The organism is Sphingomonas sp. ID1715, from assembly GCF_013044515.1.
In the GTDB taxonomy this organism is placed as follows: Bacteria; Pseudomonadota; Alphaproteobacteria; order Sphingomonadales; family Sphingomonadaceae; genus Sphingomonas_B.
Genome location: NZ_JABEPR010000004.1, coordinates 94,253 through 114,118 on the forward strand (window position 1 = coordinate 94,253; position 19,866 = coordinate 114,118).

Here is a 19,866-nt window from a genome sequence, read left to right on the forward strand (position 1 = left end):
GCGCTATTCCTCGCCGAACTTGCTTTCGACCAGCACCGCCAGTTGCTTGACGGCCTCTTCGGCGCCGTCGCCCGAGGCGCTGATCTCGATCGTATCACCCATCGCCGCGCCCAGCATCATCAGCCCCATGATCGAGGTGCCGGTCACGCTCGCCCCATCCTTGCGCACCGCCACCTTGGCGGGAAGGCCGCTCGCCAGAGTGACAAATTTAGCGCTGGCGCGGGCGTGGAGGCCACGCTTGTTGGTGATCTGGACGATGCGCGAAATCTGGCTCATGCGGCCTCGCCGAGCACTTCCGAAGCGACCGAGATATATTTGCGGCCGGCTTCACGCGCCGCCGCGACCGCGTCCTTGACGTTCATCGTCCGGCGTGCCCCTTCCAGCCGGATCAGCATGGGCAGGTTGATGCCGGCGATCACTTCGACCTTGCCCGGCTGCATCAGCGAGATGGCGAGGTTGGACGGGGTGCCGCCGAACAGGTCGGTCAGCACGATCACGCCGCGTCCGCCTTCGACCGCGCGGATCGCGTTGGCGATGTCGGCCCGGCGCAGCTCCATATCGTCATCCGGGCCGATGCAGATCGACTCGACCGCGGATTGCGGGCCCACGACATGCTCCATCGCCACGACGAATTCCGCGGCGAGCCGTCCATGGGTCACCAGCACAAGTCCGATCATTTCGTCTCAAAATCCTTCAGCGAGCCCCTGGGCTCTTCCACCGCATCCCTGGGCAGGGAGGCGAGGTCGCGATGCGCGACCGTGGGCGAAAATCCCGCGTCGCGCAACCGGCGAGCAACCCGTTCCGCGACGTGGACGGAGCGGTGTCTCCCTCCGGTACAGCCGAACGCGACGGTGACATAGGCTTTGCCTTCCGCCTGATAGCGGGGGAGGAGGGTGAGCAGCAGCTCCTCCATCTGCCCGACGGCCGCCTCATAAGCGGGATCCTGGGCGATATAGTCGCCCACCGCCGGGTCGAGGCCGGTCATCGGCTTCAGCACCCGGTCCCAATGCGGATTGCGCAAGAAACGCAGATCGAACACCAGATCTGCATTGCGCGGCAGCCCACGCGAAAAGCCGAACGAGATGACCGAGAGAACCATTTCGGGCCCATGTTCGTGGCCGAACCGCGCCCGGACTTCCTGCTGCAGGCCGGATCGGCTGAGGTCGGTCGTGTCGACGAGGTGATCCGCGGCCTGGCGGAGCGGGGCCAGCAGCTCCCGCTCCCGTGCGATGCCGTCGCTTGCGGGCCGATCGAGTGCCAGCGGGTGGGGGCGACGGGTCTCGTCATAGCGGCGCTCGAGCTCGGCGCCTGCGCAGTCGAGAAACAGCGTCGAGACGTCGAACATCGCCTTCTGACGCAGCCGCGACAGGCGGCGAACCATCGCTTCAGCGTCGAAGCCCCGCGTCCGCGAATCGACGCCGATCGCGAGCGGCCTGCTGTCCTTCGGCCCGGTGCCCGAGGGCGGCGTGTCGAGCAGCCGGTCGAGCAGCGTCAGCGGCAGATTGTCGACGACCTCCCAGCCGAGATCCTCCAGCGTGTCGAGCGCGGTCGACTTGCCGGCGCCCGACATGCCGGTGACGAGCAGCAGGCGCTCCGGATCGCTCATGGCCGCAGCCCCCAATGTTCCAGTGCCAGTTCTACCTTGATCGGCGCGCTTTGCTCGAACGGGTCGATCAGCGCCTTTGGTATGGCGACTTCCAGCAATGCTTCGCGCGCCGGCTCCGGCATGCGCTGGGTCCGGCCGAGCTCGACCAGCAGCGCCACCGGCACGCCGGCGCGATGATCGAAGGAGAGGATGCCGAGCCCGCGCACCTCCATCTTGCCGGCGATCCGCTCGGGCGGAGAGGCCTCCAGCGTGCCGTCCTTCACCGTCAGGAGCACCTGATCATCGCTGATCAGCGTGGCGCCCCGGTCGATCAGACGCAGCGCCAGGTCCGACTTGCCGGCCCCGGATGCGCCGGTGATCAGCACGGCGCGGTCGCCGATCGCAACGGCGGTAGCGTGGATCAGGTCGCTCATTGCTCGTCGAGCGCCGGCAGGCGCAGGATGAAGGCGGCCCCGGACGGCCGCTGGTCGCGGGTCTCGACCTCGAGCTTGCCGTCATGGCCATCGGCGATCGCGCGGGCGATAGCGAGGCCAAGGCCCGAATGGCTCTCCGCCCGATCGCCTTCGGGCCGCACGCTGGTGAAGCGGCGGAAGATCGAGTCGCGCAGCTCGGGCGGAACGCCGGGCCCCTGATCCTCCACCTTGACGATCACTTCGTCGCCGGTCCGGGTGGTGGTGAGCTGCACCAGGCCGTTATCGGGTGAAAACGAGATCGCATTGTCGAGTAGGTTTTCGATGATCCGCACCAGCCGGAACTCGTCGCCGCGCACCACCGCCGTGCCGATCCGCGGCCGCGCAAAGGCGATCTCGACGCCACGCGGATTAGGGCCGCGGAGCTCGCGCGCCTTCAGCATCGACTCGATCACATGGCCGAGGTCGATCCGCTGCAGCCGAGCGCGGGACAGCTCGGCATCGAGGCGCGACGCCTCGGCAATGTCGGTGATCAGCCGGTCGAGCCGCCGCACGTCATCCTGAACGATCGCCAGCAATTGCTCGCGTTGGGTCTCGTCCTGAACCTTGGGCAGCGCGTCGATTGCGGAGCGGAGCGAGGCCAGCGGGTTCTTCAGCTCGTGCGTCACGTCGGCCGCGAAGGCGTCGGTCGCGTCGATCCGCTGCCGGAGCGCCTGCGACATGTCGGCCAGGGCCTGGGCGAGTGAGCCGATTTCGTCGCGGCGGCCGTGCAGCCGCGGCACGGTGACTTCGCGCGCCCGGCCCAGCCGCACCCGCACTGCGGCGCGCGCCAGCTTGCGAAGCGGCTTCACGATGGTGCGTGCCAGGAACATCGACAGCCATACCGACAGGATCGACACGCCCAGGAGCATCAGCCCCAGCCGCCACCGCTCACGGCGGACGATGCGGGTTACGTCGCGGGCGTTGGTGGTCATCAGCAGCGCGCCGTCCCGGTAGGGCGCGGCCGCCGTGATCATGAAGGTGCGGTCGGGCGCGAAGCTCTCCTCGGCGAAGCCCATCTGTTCGGCCCGCGCCTTGCGGATTTCCGGCCAGGCCTCGGCGCGGTCGGGGCGCGGTTCTTCGTAACTGTGCGGCCGCCTCGCCCGCGTCACGAAGTCGATCGCCCGGTCGAGAAAGCGCGCGACATGGCGCTGCCAGGCTTCCTCGGCGGGGTCACGCAGCGCGTAATTCGGCTTGGCGATCGCCCAAGTATCGTAGCGGACCGCACCCGAGGCGTCATAGACGCGCAACCGGCTCTTGGTCCGCTGCGCCATCCGCACCAGCAGAGGCGGCACCTGCGCTGGCGGCGTCGTCTGCAGCGCGTCGTGGATCAGGCCGAGTTCGCGGACTGCCCGATCCGCGCGAAAGTCGATCAGCCGCGAGCGGTAGCTCTGCAGGTAGAAGAACGCTCCAGCGAGCAGCGCCAGCGCGAACACGTTGACCGCCAGGATGCGCGTCGTGAGCGAGACCCGCCCCGACCAGCGCAGCGGCGGCTCGCTCGCCTCAGGACTCGGCGAACCGATATCCGGCGCCATAAAGGGTCTCGATGCCGTCGAACTCAGGGTCGGCCTGGCGGAATTTGCGGCGCAGGCGCTTGATATGGCTGTCGATCGTGCGATCGTCGACATAGACATCGTCCTGATAGGCGGCGTCCATCAACTGGTTGCGGGATTTGACGACGCCGGGCCGCTGCGCGAGCGACTCAAGGATCAGGAATTCGGTGACGGTCAGGGTCACGTCCTTGCCTTTCCAGGTGACGCGATGGCGGGCGGGGTCCATCTGCAGCTCGCCACGCACCAGCGGTTCGGCAGCGGGTTCGGCATTCTCCGCCTGCGGCTTGCTCAGTTCGACCCGCCGCAGGATCGCGCGGATTCGGGCGATCAGCAGCCGCTGCGAGAAAGGCTTGGCGATATAGTCGTCGGCGCCGAGCGCCAGGCCGAGCGCCTCGTCCAGCTCGTCGGTCTTCGACGTCAGGAAGATGACGGGCAGGGTGCTTTTCTCGCGCAGCCGACGCAGCAGCTCCAGCCCGTCCATGCGCGGCATCTTGATGTCACAGACCGCAATGTCGGGCGGATTGTCGAGCAGCGCCTTCAGCGCCGCCTCGCCGTCCGAATAGAGGCGTGTCGCAAAGCCCTCCGACTGCAGCGCGATGGACAGCGATGTCAGGATGTTCCGGTCGTCGTCGACCAGGGCGATCGTGGCGGCCATCAGGACTCGCTAATCGAACCCGCCCGGTCCGGCAATGTCGAGGGTTGGCGCACCACCAGCGCGCCGTCCTCGACGCCGATCACGCGCAGGCAGCTGCCGGCCGGCGCGTCCGGGCCGCGCACATTCCATTCGCTGTCGCCCACCCGCGCACGGCCGCGGCCATTGACGATCGCACTGGTGATCTCGACCGTCTCGCCCACCAGTCGCGCCGCGCGGTCGTTGAGCAGCGGGTCGGCGGACGGTACCGGATGGCGGACATACCATCTCTTGCCGCCCCAGGTGGCGATCAGCGCCAGCCCGGCGAAGATCGTGAATTGCAGCGCGACCGGCGGCCCGGCGATGAGAGTCACCAGCGCAGTGATTGCCGCGGCGGCCGCGACCCAGATCAGGAACACGCCCGGCACGATGATCTCGGCGACGCCGAGCACCACCGCGACGATCATCCAGTACCAATAGGCGTCGAAGTCGAGGGTCACTGAGGCTGACCTTCAAAGGGCCCGGGCCGGCGCGGGCGTTCTGCGGAGGCGGCCGGTGCCTTGTCGCCGCTCAAGGCGTCGCGCGCGAGTTCCCCGATTCCCCCCAGCGTGCTGATCAGCTGGGTGGCCTCGACCGGGAAGAGGATGGTCTTGGCGTTCGGCGAGGTGGCGAACTGGCTGACCGCCTCGACATATTTCTGCGCGACGAAATAGTTGATCGCCTGGGCGCTGCCGGACTCGATCGCCTGGCTGACGGCGCGCGTGGCGTTCGCTTCCGCTTCGGCCGAACGTTCACGCGCTTCCGCATCGCGGAACGCGGCTTCCTTGCGGCCCTCGGCCTGCAGGATCTGCGCCTGCTTCTCGCCTTCGGCGCGCAGGATCTCGGAGGCGCGCAGGCCTTCGGACTCCAGGATCGCGGCGCGCTTCTCGCGCTCGGCCTTCATCTGCCGCGCCATAGCGTTGGAGATGTCGGCGGGCGGGCGGATATCCTTGATCTCGACGCGCGTGATTTTGACCCCCCAGGGGCTGGTCGCGTGATCGACGACGGACAGGAGCCGCGCGTTGATCTCGTCGCGCTTCGACAGCAGCTCGTCCAGGTCCATCGAGCCCATGACGGTGCGCAGGTTGGTCGTCGTCAGCTGCATGATCGCGATGTAGAGATCGGAGACCTCGTAGGCGGCCTTGGCGGGGTCGAGCACCTGGAAGAAGACGACGCCGTCGACCGCGACCATCGCATTGTCCTTGGTGATGATCTCCTGCCCGGGGATGTCGAGCACCTGCTCCATCATGTTCACCTTGCGGCCGACACGGTAGAAGAATGCGGGATAGAAATTGAAGCCGGGCTTCGCGACCGTTACGAATCGCCCGAAATATTCGATCGTATATTCAAAGCCCTGGCGGACAACCTTCACGCTCGCTGCCAGGTAGATGATGACGAGGACCAGGATGAAGAAAGTGGCTGTCTCTGCCATGTGGCGCTCCCCCCAGAGGTGATCCGGTTATGCGGCTAGCGCGGCGGCCAAGCAATGGTTACATGGCCCGCCAATCTTCGACTCAAGGGCATTGGCGCGCATGGACATCGAACTCGGTCTCACTTTCGACGATGTCCTGCTGAAACCCGCCGAATCCGAAGTCCTGCCCAGCCAAGCCGATACCCGCACCCGCCTGACGCGCGACATTTCGCTCAACATCCCGATCCTTTCTTCGGCGATGGACACGGTGACCGAGGCCGAAATGGCGATCGTCATGGCGCAGCTGGGGGGCATCGGCGTCCTTCATCGCAATCTGACGGTCGAGGAACAGGCGGCGGCGGTGCGCCAGGTGAAGCGGTTCGAAAGCGGCATGGTTGTCAACCCGATCACCATCGCGCCGACGGCGACGCTCGCCCAGGCGCAGGCGCTGATGGCCGAGAACCGGATTTCAGGCATCCCGGTGGTCGAGGCGTCGGGGCGGCTGTGCGGCATCCTCACCAACCGCGACGTGCGCTTTGCCGGCAACCCGAACCAGCCTGTATCCGAGTTGATGACCCGTGACGATCTGGCGACCGTCAGCACTGATGTCAGCCAAGACGAAGCGCGGCGCATCTTACACCATCGCCGCATCGAGAAGCTGCTGGTCGTTGACCAGGAGTATCGCTGCGTCGGCCTGATCACGGTCAAGGACATCGAAAAGGCCGTGCTGCATCCGAACGCGACCAAGGATGCGAGCGGACGCCTGCGTGTTGCCGCCGCTACGACGGTGGGTGACAAGGGTTTCGAGCGGACCGAAGCGCTGCTCGATGCCGAATGCGACCTGATCGTGATCGACACCGCCCATGGCCATTCGAAAATGGTGGCGGAATCGGTGGCGCGCGTACGCAAGATCTCCAACTCGGTGCAGATCGTGGCCGGCAATGTGGCGACGGGTGAAGCGACGCGCGCGCTGATCGATGCGGGGGCCGACGCGGTGAAGGTCGGCATCGGTCCGGGGTCGATCTGCACGACAAGGGTGGTCGCCGGTGTCGGCGTGCCGCAGCTGACTGCGATCATGGATTCGGCGCGCGAGGCGGCGAAGTCCGGCACGCCGGTGATCGCCGATGGCGGCCTGCGCACTTCGGGCGACATCGCCAAGGCGCTGGCGGCGGGCGCGTCCTGCGTGATGGTCGGCTCGCTGCTCGCCGGCACCGAGGAAGCGCCGGGCGAGACGTTCCTGTACCAGGGCCGCGCCTATAAATCCTATCGCGGCATGGGATCGGTCGGGGCGATGGCCCGCGGCTCGGCCGACCGCTATTTCCAGCAGGACATCAAGGACCAGCTGAAGCTCGTTCCCGAAGGGATCGAAGGCCAGGTGCCGTATAAGGGTCCGGCCAAGGACGTGATCCACCAGCTGGTCGGCGGTGTGAAGGCGGCGATGGGCTATACCGGGGCGCGCACGATCGACGAGCTCCAGAGCCGGGCGCGCTTTGTCCGCATCACCAATGCCGGCCTGCGCGAAAGCCATGTCCACGACGTGTCGATCACGCGCGAGGCACCGAATTATCCGACCCGCTAGCTCAGTGCCGCGCAGCGTTGCTCTTGGCGCGGGTCGCGGCGAAGTCCGTATCGGGGTTCCAGTTCGGCCAGCGCGCGCTGTCGGCAATCTCGCGGCCCAGTGCATAGGCGACATTCGCTTCCTGCGCAGCGCCGTTCAGCGTCCAGCGAGAGTCGAACTCGTCGCAGGTCTGGTGGTAGCAGCGGGTGTTGTAGACGTTCGTGATTGCCTCGCCGCGCTTCAGTCCGCCCTCGGCCAGGTCCTTGCCGGCGCGGAAATACACGGTCGGCACGCCCTTTTCGGCGAACGGATAGTGATCGGAGCGGAAATACCAGCCGGCCTCGCTGTTCTTTTCGGGATCGAGCCTCAGCCCCTGCGACTTGGCGACGCGCGCCAGATCGCCTTCGAGCGGCGTCCGGCCCGGCCCGATCAGATCGATATTGAGGGCTCGATCGAGCGCGAGATGGGGGTCGAGGTTCAGCGCGACCGCCGTGGTCTCGAGTGGCCGCAGCGGATGCCCCGCGTACCAGGTCGCACCCAGCAGGCCCTTTTCTTCCGCCGTCCAGGCAGCGAACAGGACCGAGCGGAGGGGCCGCGGAGCCCTGCCATAGGCCTTGGCGACCTCGATCAGTTCGGACGTGCCGATGCCGTTGTCTATCGCGCCGTTACGGATGCGGTCGGCGGGCGGGTCGGACGCGTTCTCACCATTGGCATCCCAATGTGCGCCATAGAGGACCGTTTCCTGCTCCCGATCGGTGCCCTTGAACAGCCCGACGACGTTGTGACTGACGACGCGCGTCGCGGTGGCACTGACGGACGCGGTCAGGCGCGCATTGCCGATCGGGACCGAGCGGAAGCCCTTGTCCTGCGCCCGCCGCTTCAGCGCGTCGAAGTCGAGGCCGGCGCGGCGGAACAGATCGCGGGCGACATCGCCGCGCATGTTGATCCGCGCTTCGCCGGCTTGAGGGACGGCGCCACCCTGATCGAGCACGAAGCTGGGCAGGCGGTCGCCATTGGCGATCTGCGACCAGGGATAACTCGCCGGGAAGTCCTCGTGCACGGTGACGATGCCGGCGGCACCTCGCGCGCGCAACGGTGCGAATTTGGAGCCCGTTCGTCCCGCCAGCGTCGCCGCGCGCCCGCCGAAGCCGAGGTCGCGCCCGGCCTCCACGTCCGGATCGCCCCACAACACGACGACGACCTTGCCGCGCACATCGACGCCGTCGAACGGATCGAAGCCTTGGCCGATCACGCCATAGCCGCCGAACACCATTGGCACGTCGGCAAGGGCGGCGGTGCCTTCGCCCGACGGGGCTGCGGTGATCTCCTGGCCCGGCGTAAGGGCAATGCTGCGACCGGCGACGGTCATGCTCGCGCTGGCCGAGCTGCGGTCGAAGCGGATCAGCGGCACGTCCTGCAGCCAGGAACCGTTGGGGCCAGCCGGCTCCAGTCCCGCCGCCGCGAATTGCTTCGAAATATAGTCGAGCGTCGGCTGCTCGCCGGCCTGGGTCGGCCCCCGGCCGTGGAAAGCATCGGCCGACAGGATCCGCACATGTGCCTTGATCGCTTCCCCGCGGATCGGGCCCCCCGTCTGGGCGGAGGCCGTGCCGGAGAGCAGAAGAGCAAGCAGGATCGCGCGCATTCTCAAATCCTTGTGCAGAGTCCTGCCATGCCGTGGCAGATCGCTACGGCTGCGCCAAGCGGCTTGCGGTCATGACGCCAGCCGCCCGCGTCCAGTCCGCGATCGAGCTGCTCGACCTCGTCATTGCCGCGGCGCGCGACGCTGGAGCCGCCGCCGACACGCTGATCGCCAGTTACTTCAAGACCCGCCGCTATGCCGGCTCGAAGGACCGGCGCGCAGTCCGTGAACTGGTCTATCAGGCGATCCGACGTGCCGGAGAGCGACCGGTGAGCGGACGCGCCGCCATGCTCGGCCTGGCACAGGACCGGCCCGAGTTGCGCGACCTGTTCGACGGCTCGGCACATGGTCCGGCGCCACTGACGGCAGACGAACCGGTCGCTCCAGCGTCGCCCCTGCCGCTGTGGCTCGCGCCTCGGCTCGGCCATGTCGATGCCGCGGCGCTGCTCGAGCGTGCACCGCTCGATCTGCGGGTGAACCGTTTCAAGACAAATCGCGAGCAGGTGCTGACTGAACTCCCCGGTGCCCAGCCCACGCGCCTCGCGCCCGAAGGCGTCCGGCTCGCGGAGCCGATCATCGTGGAGCAGCATCCGCTCTGGCTAAACGGCAGCATCGAAGTGCAGGACGAGGGCAGCCAGCTCATCGCGATCGCATGCCGCGTTCAGCCGGGTGAAACGGTCGTCGATCTCTGCGCCGGCGCGGGCGGCAAGACCCTGGCGCTCGCCGCCGAGATGGGGGGCGAGGGGAAACTGATCGCCTCCGACGCCGACCGCGCGCGCCTGTCCCGCCTCCCACCGCGGGCCATGAGGGCGGGCGCCGCCAACATTGAGACTCGCTTGCTCGATCCGGGGCGGGAGCTGGAGGCGCTGGGCGATCTCGTCGGCGTAGCGGACGCCGTGCTGATCGACGCGCCCTGTTCCGGCACCGGCACGTGGCGGCGCAATCCCGAAGCGCGCTGGCGGCTCACGCCAGAGCGCCTGGCGCGGCTGACCGGTCTGCAGGCGCGGCTGTTGGAGCTTGGCGCCCGCTTGGTTCGTCCGCGCGGGCGGCTTATCTATGCGGTCTGCTCGCTGCTCGACGAGGAAGGGGCGGATCAGGCCGCGCGCTTCCTTGAGGCGCAGCCCGACTGGTGCCCGGTCCGACCGTTCGCGGATGCGGGAACCGGACGCGGCGCCGGGGTCTTGCTGTCTCCGGGTGCAGACGGCACCGACGGGTTTTTCGTCGCGCGGTTGGAGCGACCATGCTAGGAAGCCGCCGGACGAAGTTGGAGAGGTCTATGCGTTTGGTTCCTGTTGCACTTGCGGCCATGCTCGGCGTCGCTGCCATCACGACGGCGGTGCAGGGGCAAAAGCCGGATGCGCAGGTGGACCCGCGCTCCCTCGCTCTGTCGGATCAGGCACGCGCAGCCCGCGCGTCCGGCAATCTCGAACAGGCCAATGATTTGCTCGAAAGCGCGCTGGTCGTCGATCCGAAGAACCGCCGCGCCTTCGTCGACCTGGCCGAGATCGCCAAGGCGCAGGGTCTGCCTGGCAAGGCGATCCGCTTCTACCGCGAGGCGCTGGAGCTCGAGCCGAACGACGTGGCGGCGCTCGCGGGACAGGGCGATGCGCTCGTCCAGAAGGGCGCGGTAATCAAGGCGCGCGAGAATCTCGCCAAGGTCAAGCGCCTGTGCGGCGGCAACTGCCCCGAGGAGTCGCGGCTCGCCGCGCTGATCGAGAAGGGGCCGCCGCCCGCCGTGCTCTCGGCCCAGGCCTCGGCCAAAGTGCCCGCGCCGGGCGCCGAAGAGCAGACCCGCAAACCGCAATAAGGTCCCTCGAACAGTCATGGCGACGCGTGCTGCCCCGGCCTTGCTGAGCAACGGCCGCTCGGGAACGGGCGGCACCGCGATGCTGTCGGCGGCGATCGCGGTCGCGGCGCTTGGCACGGGACTGCTCGTCTTCCTGCTTCTCGGCGACTGGCGCGTCGCAACGGGCTTTCTGGTGACGGCTGCCGCCCTGGTCGCTGCGGCCATGGCGACGCGGGAGCGCGCCGTGCCGCAGGCCGCCATCGTCGCGGCCGGCCATGACTGGACCCTGATCCGCGCGGCCATCGAAAATGATGCGGTGGCGATGGCGGTCACCGACCGCGAAGGACGCCTCGTCTGCGCTAATGGCAGCTATGCCGCCTGGTTCGAGGGCTATTCGCCGCCGACCGCGCTCCCGCTCGCCGATACCGGAGCGGGACGGTTGCGCGAGGCCGAGCATGTCGCGTGGCGCGAGGGCCGGGCCTCGGCCGATGGGCTGCGTCGCGATGGCGACACGCTCGCGGTCGAGCTGACGCGCGTCGGCTCTGCCGAAGATCATCTGCTCTGGCGCTTCAGGCCGGTCGCCAGCATGGACCTGCTCAACGAAGCGCGCCGCATGATCGGCTCGGAAGCCGGCGAGCGGCTGGGCGAAGCCGGGATCATGGGTGTGCTGATCGGCAGCGACGCGCGCATCCGCGCCGCCAACCGCGTCTTCGCGCTGCGGGCGACGGGCTCGGCCGACGCCGCGATCGGCGGACGCGATCTCGGCACCTTGCTCACCATCGACAAGCGCGGGCTGATCCGGTTCGAGCGCGAGGGCCCGACCGGCGGCCCCGTGCGGCTGCTGCAGGTGCCGCTCGACCCCAATGACCGCAACGGCGCCACCTTGATCTTCCTGATCGACGACGATGGCGCGCCGCGGCTGGGCGAGGGCAGCGCCTCCAGCCATATTCAGACGTTGCTGGCGATGCTGCCGCTCGGCTTCGCGCTCGCCGACCGCGACGGGCGCTTCCTCTTCCTCAACGAGGCCTTTGCGCGGGTGGCCGGCATCGATGCCGATGCCAAGCCGGTCTACCCCAGCGACCTGGTCGTGCGCGAGGACAAGGCGGCGGTGGCCGATACGGTACGCCGCTTCGCCTCCGGTCCGCCCATGTCCGGCGACATCGCCATTCGGCTCCAGTCGCGCCCGGACGACCCGGTGGCACTGTCGATCGCCGGCGCGCGCGGGCTGGGGGAGGCGACGGTGCTCCTATCCTTGAAGGACAATGCCGAGGAATCGCGGCTGAAGCGGCAGGTCGCCCAGGCGACCAAGATGCAGGCGGTCGGTCAGCTCGCCGGTGGCGTCGCGCACGATTTCAACAACATTCTGACCGCGATCATCGGCCATTGCGACCTTATGCTGATGCGCCACACGCCGGGCGACAGCGATTATGACGATATCCAGCAGATCAGGGCGAACTCGAACCGCGCCGCCAGCCTGACTCGCCAGCTGCTCGCCTTTTCCCGGCAGCAGACGCTTCGTCCCCAGGTCCTGCAGCTGCCGGACGTCGTCTCCGACGTGTTCAACCTGCTGAAGCGGCTGCTCGGCGAGACGGTGACGCTGAACGTCAAGCATGGCCGTAATCTGGGTTCGGTCCGTGCCGATCCGGGCCAGCTGGAGCAGGTGATCGTCAATCTGGCCGTCAACGCCCGCGACGCCATGCCGGAAGGCGGCACGCTCACCCTGCAGACCTTCGCCGTCTCCGCCGCCGATGTGCGCCGGATGAAGAGCGACATCATGCCGACCGTGGACTATACCGCGATCAGCATAACCGACACCGGCACTGGCATCCCGCCCGACATCCTGCCCAAGATCTTCGAGCCCTTCTTCACGACCAAGGAAGTCGGCAAGGGCACGGGCCTTGGCCTGTCCACCGTCTACGGCATCGTCAAACAGTCGAACGGCTTCATCTTCGCCGACTCCGCGCTGGGGCAGGGGACGAGCTTCGTCATCTATCTGCCGGTCCACAAGGCTGAGGCACTGCCCGAGCCGGCCGCGCCGCAGCCCAAGGAACGGCCGGCCGAGCTCTGGGGCACCGGCACGATCCTGCTGGTCGAGGACGAGGCGATGGTCCGCGCGGTCGCGGAGCGCGCACTCACCCGCCAGGGTTATAAGGTGGTCACCGCCGGCAATGGCGAGGAAGCGCTCGAATGCCTCGAAGCCGGCGAAAGCTTCGACCTGCTCATCTCCGACGTAGTCATGCCGACGATGGACGGACCCACCCTGGTACGCCACGCGCGGGCCAAATATCCCGAGCTGCCGATCCTCTTCATGTCCGGCTATGCCGAGGAGCAATTGCGCAAGTCGATCGACATCGAGAATGTCGCGTTCCTGCCCAAACCCTTTTCGGTCCAGCAACTTGCCGAGGCCGCGCGGGCGGCGCTGCCGGCCAAGTAACTTTCCTTTGCGTTGAACCTTTTGGTTCAGTATCGCCCGCGCAATGACCGACGCGCCCGCGATCCTGATCGTCGAAGACGAACCATTGATTTCGATGATGCTGGAGGATTTCCTGGACGCGCTGGGCTACCGCCTTGCCGGCTGCGTCGACCGCGTCGACGATGCGCTCGCCCATGTCGAGCGCGGCGGTTTTTCCGCGGCGCTGCTCGACGTCAATCTGCGCGATGGCGAGACCTCATGGCCCGTGGCCGATGCGCTGAGCGATCGTGGCCAGCCGTTCGTACTGGCGACGGGCGGCGGCAATGACGCGGTGCCGGCGCGCCACGCCCGGGTGCCGGTGCTGAGCAAGCCTTATACGCTGGACGGCGTTCGGGACGCGTTCACCGCATTGTTGAAGCAATAGTCGTTCCCCTCTTGTTCTGATGGAACGGATGCGGTACATCGCCGTCCATCGAACGCTTTGGAGGGCTTGGACATGGCAGCGCAGCTGAAGGTCGTGGATTCCGACAAGTTGGGGAATATGGACAGGCAAAAGGCTCTCGAAGCGGCGCTGGCGCAGATCGATCGTGCGTTCGGCAAGGGCTCGGCGATGAAGTTGGGCTCGAAGGAGGCGATGCAGGTCGAAGCGATCTCGACCGGGTCGCTGGGGCTCGACATCGCGCTCGGCGTCGGCGGCCTGCCGCGCGGCCGCGTGATCGAGGTCTATGGGCCTGAATCCTCAGGCAAGACCACGCTCGCGCTGCACGTCATCGCCGAGGCGCAGCGCAACGGCGGCACCGCGGCGTTCGTGGACGCCGAACATGCGCTCGATCCCGTTTATGCCAAGAAGCTTGGCGTCGACATCGACGAGCTGATCGTCTCGCAGCCGGATACGGGCGAGCAGGCGCTGGAGATCACGGACACGCTGGTGCGCTCCAATGCAATCGATGTGCTGGTGGTCGATTCGGTCGCCGCACTGGTGCCGCGCGCCGAGATCGAGGGCGAGATGGGCGACAGCCATGTCGGTTTGCAGGCCCGGCTGATGTCGCAATCGCTCCGCAAGCTGACCGGCTCGATCAGCCGCTCGCGCTGCATGGTCATCTTCATCAACCAGCTGCGCATGAAGATCGGCGTGATGTACGGCAATCCGGAGACGACGACCGGCGGCAACGCGCTCAAATTCTACGCGTCCGTCCGCCTCGACATCCGCCGCACCGGGCAGATCAAGGATCGCGACGATATCGTCGGCAACACGACGCGCGTGAAGGTGGTGAAGAACAAGGTCGCGCCGCCGTTCAAGCAGGTCGAGTTCGACATCATGTATGGCGAGGGCATCTCCAAGATCGGGGAGATCCTCGATCTTGGCGTCAAGGCCGGCCTCGTCGAAAAGTCCGGCGCCTGGTTCAGCTACGACTCGATCCGCATCGGCCAGGGCCGCGAGAACGCCAAGAATTATCTCCGCGAGAACCCGGAGCTGGCGGCGCGCCTCGAAAAGGCGATCCGCGGCAAGACCGACGACGTCGCCGAAGCGCTGATGGTCGACCCGGGCGCCGAAGACCTGGACGAGATGTAAGTGACGAGCCCTCTCCGTAGTGGGAGAGGGTGTCCGCCCGCATTTTGCGGCAGATATATACGTCGAAGAGCGCTTGTGCTTCGTTCGCGAGAATGCAACCCGGTTCGCCAGCGGGATATCGGCTAACGACCCTTCTCAGACCTTCGCTGACCTACTCAGCTGGCGACATCAACGTGGGCAGCGGTTCCGGGCGTTCGCCCCTGTGATCGCGGAGTCGATACCGACTTGCGTATTCGCGACGTTGCTTCGTGACTTCGTAGAGAACGATGCCGGAGCTGGTCGCCAAGTTCAGACTCTCGATCATACCGAACATTGGAATGCTGATGCAGGCTTCGCTTCGATCAACCGCCAGATCAGATAGTCCTCTCGCCTCGTTACCGAACCAGATGGCCAGTTTGGCGTGTTCTGTGAAGTCTACTTCATGAAGATACTTGTTGGTCTTACCCTTCACGTGTGGTGACGTGGCGACGGACACAAAATGGTTCTTCCGGAGATGAGAAGTACACTCTTCTGTGCTGTCGAACCTCTTCACGAACGTCCACTTGATCGCCGACACCGACAGCTTCGATAGCTTTGGCTCGGCGCGGAGTTCCTGCCAGTCATCCGCTAAGACCCCGCGCGGGTCCACGACATAGACCTTTTCCGCACCGAGGGCATTCACGTTTCGGATGACAGTGCCGATGTTGCGAGGGTTCTCCGGCTCCTCAAGGACGACGATTAGGTTCTTGCAGCGGAACGCCTTGATCTCATTCGCCCGTTTCCTAGCGGACCTTTTCGCCTCAGTTTTCTCCTCGTCAGCCAACTCAGACTCTCCTCTGAGCAGGTCGGATAGCGAAAGATTGCGGCTTGAGTCACGCGGCATCGGACGTCCGCGATCACCCTTAGCAGACATTTAGCCACGGCGCCGCGGAGGGGTGGAAACAGCCCACTGCTGCCACTAGTTCAATGCATCTGCTGCTTTATGAACTTGCGCCATCGACGTTCCAGACCATCTGCCGTGATTGGTGACTCCCGCTTTCCTTGGTCGAATGATTGCATCCACCTGTCGATGGCGAGAGACTTATCGAACGCTTTGCCGTGTTCTGTGAGTTGAGAATGCCAAATTACGAGGCCGGGGCGGCGGGAAACGTCCTGACTTTCTACGATCAATGACTTGGCCGCGAGAAACTCTGCAAGAACGTAATGCATCTCGGACACGATACGGTGCCACTCGCCATCGTCCGAGGTTTCCATTCCGTTCGCGTTGTAGCTTCGAACGACGCGTTCGGACACAGACGGTAAATCGACCACTTTCCAATCAGGCATTCGGAAAGAGTGCCACAAAGGTGCCTGTTCGCCAATGACCGCAAACGACCCATTACTGACGTTCAGTCTCACTCCGGCGCTAGCCGACCAAAGCGCCTCATTACTGAGTGCGGGGGGCGTGTCTTGAACTGACGCAGCTCCGCAGCGGCATCGGGGTCAAGCCTTGCAGCTGACGCCAGGGCAGTGCGATAGTCGAACAGGTTGCCACGGTTTCGGTGTGTGATCGCGAGGTTATAGGCTGATGTTGCGTCACCTCGTCTCGCTTGACGCTGCAAGAGCCGGATAGCCTCAGCGTCCGACACAAAGTCGCTAAGGACATTCACCGCCGGTGCAAAGCCGCGCCGTGCAAGTCTGCGGATAATCGGCAGAGCGTGACCATTTGCCTGGCCGTCAAGGATATCCAGCGCACGAGCGTAAAGCTTTTCGTCGGAATCGGCGTGCCTCTCCATGGCCAGCGAATAGTCCTGAGCGCCGCAACAAAGGAAGCCGTCTTCTCCTCACAGGCGCGCTAGGCTAGCGTCACGCGATGGACAGTTTGGAATGGTCGGGCCGGGTCGGCGATCTTTGGGCCGAGGAATGGCGCCGTACGGATCGCAGCTTCGTGCCGGTCGATGCCGTCCTCGTCGAAACCGCGGCCGCTCGCGTCACCGGGCTGCCGAGCCCCCGCATCCTCGATGTCGGCTGCGGCGCCGGTACGACCAGCTTCTCGCTCGCCGCACGACTGCGGAACGCCCGGATCACTGGCGTCGATCTCTCCTCGGGGCTGATCGACGTCGCCCGGTCACGCGCGAACGCCGTCGCGAGTTGCCGCTTCGAGCAGGGCGACGCGACCCGCTGGGCCGGCGCCCGGGACTTCGACCTGCTTGTTTCGCGCCACGGCGTCATGTTCTTCGACGATCCCGTCAGCGCCTTCACTCACTTGCGCAGCCTCGCTCGCCCCGGCGCGGGCCTCGTCTTTTCCTGCTTCCAGTCGCCCGCTGCCAATCGCTGGGTCTCCGGCCTGGCGCATCTGCTGCCGCCCTTGGCCGATCCACACGCGCCCGGTCCGTTCGCCTTTGCCGATGAGACGCACGTCTCCACCATTCTCAAGCGCGCCGGCTGGTCTGGAGCGGAGGCGCAGCCGCTACCCTTCGAATATGTCGCGGGCAGCGGTGAGGACCCGGTTGCCGACGCGATCGACTATTTCCGCCGCATCGGCCCCGCCGCGCGGGCGATCCGCGACGCCGAGGGCGCGCAGCGCGAGCGCCTGATTGCCGGGCTGGAAGCGCTGGTCCGCGAGCATCTTAACGGTGACCGCGTCGTCTTTCCCGCCGCTGCCTGGATATGGAGCGCCACCGCATGACGATCATCGTCCACCATCTCGAAAACAGCCGCTCCCAGCGCATTCTCTGGATGCTCGAGGAGCTGGGCCTTCCCTATGAGGTCAAGCGCTACGAGCGGAACAAGAAGACGATGCTCGCCCCGCCCGAGCTCAGGCAAGTGCACCCGCTGGGCAAGTCGCCCGTGATCCAGGACGGCGACACCGTCGTGGCGGAAACCGGCGCGATCATCGAATATCTGGTCGAGAAGGCGGACGGCAGGCTCGGTCCGCCCGCGCACCGCGACGCCATCCTTCGCTATCGCTTCTTCCTTCACTATGCCGAAGGCTCGCTGATGCCGCCGCTGCTGGTGCTGCTGGTGCTCGGCCGCGTCCCCATTTTCGGCAAGCGCGCCCAGGCCCGCATCATGCCGATGATCACCAACCATCTCGATTATCTCGAGCGCGAGCTAGCTGGCCGCGAGTGGTTCGTCGGCTCCGAGCTGAGCGCGGCCGACATCATGATGAGCTTCCCGCTCGAAGCCGCCCGGCAGCGGGTCGGGCTGGACGGCGCCTATCCGAACATCACCGCCTGGCTCGACCGCATCCACGCCCGGCCGAGCTATCGACGTGCGCTGGAGCGAGGCGGTCCCTACGCCTACGCCTGACCTGTCGGACCTGCTCGGCCGCTGGCTGCACGCCCGGTCGATCGCGCGCGGCGTGCCGGCGCCGGTCGCGGACGCAGGCGGCTGGCGGGTCGACACCGGCACGCCCGAGGAGCGCCGCCGCTATGTCTTCGCGACGCCTTCCCCTGCCATCACCGCACTCGCGGCCGCGGTCACCGACCCGCTGGTCCCGATCAAGCTGTGCGGCACCGAAGCCATGTTCCGCTCGCTCCTGCCGGCGCACTGGGAGCTTGAGGCGCCGGCCTATCTGATGGTCGCCGACGGCACGATGACGGGCCAGAGACCGCTCGCCTCAGGCTACCGGCTGGAGATTTCGCGGGAAGCCAGGGTTCATCTCTGCCAGCTCCTCGCGGGCGACGGCAGCTGCGCCGCCATCGCACGCGGCGTCGAGGCAAATGGCGCCTTTATCTTCGACCGCGTCCGCACCGAACCGGCTCACCAGCGCCGGGGACTGGGGCGAGCGATGATGCACGCGCTGGCGGCCCTCCGGCGCGATGAGCGCAGCCGCTTCGTGCTGGCCGCCACCGAGGCGGGCAGGGGGCTGTACGAGCAGATCGGCTGGCGCGTCGTCAGTCCTTATTTGACCGCGCGCTTCACCGGCTAACCCGTCGGGCCTGCCGCCTCGCGCGCCTCCAGTTCGCCGACACCGGCCGCCCGCAGCTCGCCCTCCCAGCGCGCGACGACGGTGCTCGCCACCGCATTACCGAGCACGTTGGTCGCCGATCGCCCCATGTCGAGGAAGTGATCGACCGCCAGGATCAGCAGTAGCCCGGCTTCGGGGATGTTGAACTGGGCGAGCGTCGCCGCAACCACCACCAGGCTCGCGCGCGGCACGCCGGCAATGCCCTTCGACGTGATCATCAGCGTCAGCAGCATCGCGACCTGCGTGCCGATGCTCAGGTCCATGCCATAGGCCTGGGCGATGAACAGCGACGCAAAGGTCATGTACATCATCGAGCCGTCGAGATTGAACGAATAGCCGAGCGGCAGCACGAAGCTCGCGATGCGGTTGGGCACGCCCGCTCGCTCCAGCCCCTCCAGCGTGCGCGGGAAAGCCGCTTCCGAGGAGGCGGTCGAAAAGGCCAGGATGATCGGCTCGCGGATATGGCGGAGGAGCTGGCCCATGCGCCCGCCCACGATCAGGAAGCCGAGGCCGATCAGCAGCAGCCACAGCAACGCCAGGCCGATATAGACGCACAGCATGAAATAGCCGAGCTGCCCGATCACGCGCGGTCCTTGTTCCGCCAGCGCCCGTGCGACTGCGGCGAACACTGCGATCGGGGCGAAGCGCATGACGAAGTCGGTGACCTTGAGCGTCACGGTGGCGAGTGCTTCGGCCGCCCGCACCAGCGGCTGGGCCGGTGCGCCGATCTTGGCGATGGCGACGCCGAAGAAGATGGCGAAGACGACGATCGGCAAGATCTCGTTCGTCGCGAGCGCCTCGAAGATCGATTGCGGCACGATATGGGTGATGAGCTTGGCCAGGTCGAAGCCGGTTCGGTCGACGCCGCTCTCCGCCGTCGCCGGCGGCGGCACCAGCCCCAGATTGAGGCCCGGTTCCAGCAGGTTGACCAGCACCATGCCGAGCGTCAGCGACAACAGGCTGGCGGTCACGAACCAGCCGAGCGCCTTCAGCCCCACACGGCCCAGCGCGCTGCCGTCCCCCATATGCGCGATGCCGACGATCAGCGTCGAGAGCACCAGCGGCGCGATGATCATCTTGATCAACCGCAGGAAGATGGTGGTGACGATTCCCAGATAGTCGGCGATCGTCTTGAGCCGCGCCGTCGCTTCCGGACTGCCGTCGTCGATGCTCGCATTGAGCACCCAGCCCACGATCAGGCCGAGCACCAGCCCGGCAAGGATGTAATAGGTTAGGCGTTTGGCCACGTGCGAGCTCTCCCTTTGCCCCGCAACAAG

General features: G+C 66.6%; 21 protein-coding genes. 9 read left to right on the forward strand and 12 right to left on the reverse strand.

Features of this window, described 5'->3' with window-relative positions:
- Positions 1-3 precede the first annotated feature (3 nt).
- The 8 genes from HJG53_RS12065 to HJG53_RS12100 are packed head-to-tail and all read right to left on the reverse strand — an operon-like array spanning position 4 to position 5,710.
- Entirely contained in the window at positions 4-276 is a 273-nt protein-coding gene (locus HJG53_RS12065; protein ID WP_171130913.1) for an HPr family phosphocarrier protein, read from the reverse strand.
- Positions 273-677, reverse strand: a complete 405-nt coding sequence (locus HJG53_RS12070; RefSeq protein ID WP_171130914.1) for a PTS sugar transporter subunit IIA — start codon at positions 675-677, stop codon at positions 273-275. Before HJG53_RS12070 ends, HJG53_RS12065 begins: the two co-directional genes overlap by 4 nt.
- Entirely contained in the window at positions 674-1,606 is a 933-nt protein-coding gene (gene rapZ, locus HJG53_RS12075) for an RNase adapter RapZ (protein WP_171130916.1), read from the reverse strand. The genes HJG53_RS12070 and rapZ overlap by 4 nt, the downstream gene beginning before the upstream one ends.
- Entirely contained in the window at positions 1,603-2,019 is a 417-nt protein-coding gene (locus tag HJG53_RS12080; RefSeq protein WP_171130918.1) for an HPr kinase/phosphorylase, read from the reverse strand. Before HJG53_RS12080 ends, rapZ begins: the two co-directional genes overlap by 4 nt.
- Positions 2,016-3,590, reverse strand: coding sequence for a stimulus-sensing domain-containing protein (locus HJG53_RS12085; protein ID WP_171130920.1), 1,575 nt, complete (start codon positions 3,588-3,590; stop codon positions 2,016-2,018). The genes HJG53_RS12080 and HJG53_RS12085 overlap by 4 nt, the downstream gene beginning before the upstream one ends.
- Complete coding sequence (locus tag HJG53_RS12090; RefSeq protein WP_171130922.1) at positions 3,559-4,263, reverse strand: response regulator transcription factor; 705 nt, start codon at positions 4,261-4,263, stop codon at positions 3,559-3,561. The genes HJG53_RS12085 and HJG53_RS12090 overlap by 32 nt, the downstream gene beginning before the upstream one ends.
- On the reverse strand, positions 4,263-4,739 hold the full coding sequence (locus HJG53_RS12095) for an NfeD family protein (protein ID WP_368039571.1): 477 nt from the start codon (positions 4,737-4,739) through the stop codon (positions 4,263-4,265). The genes HJG53_RS12090 and HJG53_RS12095 overlap by 1 nt, the downstream gene beginning before the upstream one ends.
- On the reverse strand, positions 4,736-5,710 hold the full coding sequence (locus tag HJG53_RS12100) for an SPFH domain-containing protein (protein ID WP_171130924.1): 975 nt from the start codon (positions 5,708-5,710) through the stop codon (positions 4,736-4,738). Before HJG53_RS12100 ends, HJG53_RS12095 begins: the two co-directional genes overlap by 4 nt.
- 100 nt (positions 5,711-5,810) lie before the next feature.
- On the opposite strand from HJG53_RS12100, the gene guaB reads away from it, so the two are divergent.
- Positions 5,811-7,268: an IMP dehydrogenase gene (guaB, locus tag HJG53_RS12105; protein WP_171130926.1), complete on the forward strand. Its 1,458-nt coding sequence runs from the start codon at positions 5,811-5,813 to the stop codon at positions 7,266-7,268.
- A 1-nt stretch (position 7,269) separates the two neighbouring features.
- On the opposite strand, the gene HJG53_RS12110 is transcribed toward guaB, so the two are convergent.
- Positions 7,270-8,889 carry a M28 family peptidase gene (locus HJG53_RS12110; RefSeq protein WP_171130928.1) on the reverse strand — a complete coding sequence of 540 codons (1,620 nt, stop codon included), beginning with the start codon at positions 8,887-8,889 and terminating at the stop codon, positions 7,270-7,272.
- Between the two features lie 71 nt (positions 8,890-8,960).
- Here HJG53_RS12110 and HJG53_RS12115 point away from each other — a divergent pair, with 71 nt between their 5' ends.
- The 5 genes from HJG53_RS12115 (at position 8,961) to recA (ending at position 14,658) form a co-directional block, all read left to right on the forward strand.
- On the forward strand, positions 8,961-10,133 hold the full coding sequence (locus HJG53_RS12115; protein ID WP_171131210.1) for an RsmB/NOP family class I SAM-dependent RNA methyltransferase: 1,173 nt from the start codon (positions 8,961-8,963) through the stop codon (positions 10,131-10,133).
- A gap of 29 nt (positions 10,134-10,162) precedes the next feature.
- Positions 10,163-10,693 (forward strand): tetratricopeptide repeat protein, encoded by a 531-nt coding sequence (locus HJG53_RS12120; protein WP_171130930.1) that lies wholly within the window; start codon positions 10,163-10,165, stop codon positions 10,691-10,693.
- A 79-nt stretch (positions 10,694-10,772) separates the two neighbouring features.
- Complete coding sequence (locus HJG53_RS12125; protein WP_254447748.1) at positions 10,773-13,106, forward strand: response regulator; 2,334 nt, start codon at positions 10,773-10,775, stop codon at positions 13,104-13,106.
- A gap of 43 nt (positions 13,107-13,149) precedes the next feature.
- Positions 13,150-13,509: a response regulator gene (locus HJG53_RS12130; protein WP_171130934.1), complete on the forward strand. Its 360-nt coding sequence runs from the start codon at positions 13,150-13,152 to the stop codon at positions 13,507-13,509.
- Positions 13,510-13,581: 72 nt separating this feature from the next.
- A complete protein-coding gene (gene recA / locus HJG53_RS12135; RefSeq protein ID WP_171130935.1) occupies positions 13,582-14,658 on the forward strand; it encodes a recombinase RecA in 1,077 nt (358 codons plus the stop codon).
- Positions 14,659-14,809: 151 nt separating this feature from the next.
- Here the strand turns inward: recA and HJG53_RS12140 are convergent, their stop codons facing one another.
- Together HJG53_RS12140 and HJG53_RS12145 are read right to left on the reverse strand one after the other, a co-directional pair.
- Positions 14,810-15,460: an RNA methyltransferase gene (locus HJG53_RS12140; protein WP_254447725.1), complete on the reverse strand. Its 651-nt coding sequence runs from the start codon at positions 15,458-15,460 to the stop codon at positions 14,810-14,812.
- Between the two features lie 140 nt (positions 15,461-15,600).
- Complete coding sequence (locus HJG53_RS12145; RefSeq protein WP_217352810.1) at positions 15,601-15,930, reverse strand: hypothetical protein; 330 nt, start codon at positions 15,928-15,930, stop codon at positions 15,601-15,603.
- A 559-nt stretch (positions 15,931-16,489) separates the two neighbouring features.
- Here HJG53_RS12145 and HJG53_RS12150 point away from each other — a divergent pair.
- Genes HJG53_RS12150 through HJG53_RS19155 form a run of 3 tightly spaced genes read left to right on the forward strand, consistent with a single transcriptional unit; the run spans position 16,490 to position 18,550 of the window.
- Entirely contained in the window at positions 16,490-17,305 is an 816-nt protein-coding gene (locus HJG53_RS12150) for a class I SAM-dependent methyltransferase (protein WP_171130941.1), read from the forward strand.
- Entirely contained in the window at positions 17,302-17,928 is a 627-nt protein-coding gene (locus HJG53_RS12155; protein WP_171130943.1) for a glutathione S-transferase family protein, read from the forward strand. The genes HJG53_RS12150 and HJG53_RS12155 overlap by 4 nt, the downstream gene beginning before the upstream one ends.
- Positions 17,891-18,550, forward strand: coding sequence for a GNAT family N-acetyltransferase (locus HJG53_RS19155; protein WP_171130945.1), 660 nt, complete (start codon positions 17,891-17,893; stop codon positions 18,548-18,550). Before HJG53_RS12155 ends, HJG53_RS19155 begins: the two co-directional genes overlap by 38 nt.
- Here the strand turns inward: HJG53_RS19155 and HJG53_RS12165 are convergent.
- Positions 18,547-19,836, reverse strand: a complete 1,290-nt coding sequence (locus HJG53_RS12165) for a dicarboxylate/amino acid:cation symporter (RefSeq protein WP_171130947.1) — start codon at positions 19,834-19,836, stop codon at positions 18,547-18,549. The genes HJG53_RS19155 and HJG53_RS12165 overlap by 4 nt on opposite strands.
- Positions 19,837-19,866 lie beyond the last annotated feature (30 nt).